Origin of the sequence: Pedobacter sp. N36a, assembly GCF_014472395.1 — a bacterium.
Taxonomy (GTDB): Bacteria; Bacteroidota; Bacteroidia; order Sphingobacteriales; family Sphingobacteriaceae; genus Pedobacter.
On record NZ_JACSZW010000038.1, the window covers coordinates 1 to 1,194 of the forward strand.

The following is a 1,194-nucleotide window of genomic DNA, read 5'->3' on the forward strand; positions in this document are numbered from 1 at the left end:
AAAAACCTATCCGAAAGAGTTCAAGATGATGAGCGTTGAACTGAGTAATACCCGCACAGATCTGAGTGCGCTGGCCAAAGAACTAGATATCAGTTCGGCGTTGTTGTACCGTTGGCGGAAGGAATTCTCCAGCAAACAAGACAGTAGTTTTCCTGGAAACGGGAAAGTTATACTCAGCGCAGCTGAGCAAGAGTTGGTCTTATTGAAGAAAGAACTGCGTGAAACGCAGATGGAGCGCGATATCTTAAAAAAGGCTATCAGCATTATCTCCAAGGGCGACAACAAATATTCGGGTTTATAAAGGATCATAGCAGGGTATTTTTAGTTGGGAAGATGTGCTCAGTATTTAAAGTAAGTAGAGCTGGATTTTACAAATGGACTATCAGTAGTCCATCAAACAGAAGCATTGAAAATCAAATAATTGAAGCAGAGGTTTTACAAGCTTTTGAAAACAGCAAAAAGATATACGGTAGTCCAAGAATTACCCTGGAGCTCCGTAAAAAATCGATTAGGATATCTAGGCCAAGGGTTGCCAGAATCATGAGAAAAGCAAAGCTGAGAAGCATTGTGAAGAAGAAATTTAAGGTTACTACAGACTCTAGTCATAAATTCCCTGTGCCGGATAATGTATTGGACCGTGACTTTAAGCCAGGAATATTAGGGGCCGTATGGGTATCCGACATTACTTATATCAGGACCAGGCAAGGCTGGCTGTATCTGACAACGGTGATCGATCTGGGTGATAGAAAAATCATTGGCTGGGCATTAAGCACAACGATGAAAGCAAATAATACAGTAATCCCTGCAGTTAAAATGGCACAATCAAGAAGACCGATTATTCAGGAACTCATTTTTCATTCTGATCGTGGTATTCAATATGCCTGCAATGAATTCCGATGGTTACTGGAGAAAAATCCATTGATCATCAGAAGTATGAGTAGAAAAGGTAATTGCTGGGACAACGCAGTGGCAGAGAGCTTCTTTAAGACACTAAAAGCTGAATGTGCATATCAGCACAAATTTACTGACAAAGAGCAAGCAGCCCGCATCGTTTTCGAATATATTGAAACTTGGTACAACCGTAAAAGACTACATTCTGCGCTGGGATACTTGTCCCCAGAGGAATTTGGGAGAAACTTAAACAAACAAAATATTGCAGCTTAACCGAATGTCTACTTTATTGTTGCAATTCCA

At 40.6% G+C, this 1,194-nt stretch carries 2 protein-coding genes; both read left to right on the plus strand.

Annotated elements, in window-relative coordinates:
• Positions 1 to 301: transposase (locus tag H9X96_RS22390; RefSeq protein ID WP_187668423.1), on the plus strand; the 301-nt coding region annotated here is incomplete at its 5' end.
• Entirely contained in the window at positions 298 to 1,164 is an 867-nt protein-coding gene (locus tag H9X96_RS22395) for an IS3 family transposase (protein ID WP_370576778.1), read from the plus strand. The genes H9X96_RS22390 and H9X96_RS22395, both read left to right, overlap by 4 nt.
• The last annotated feature ends 30 nt before the right edge of the window (positions 1,165 to 1,194 follow it).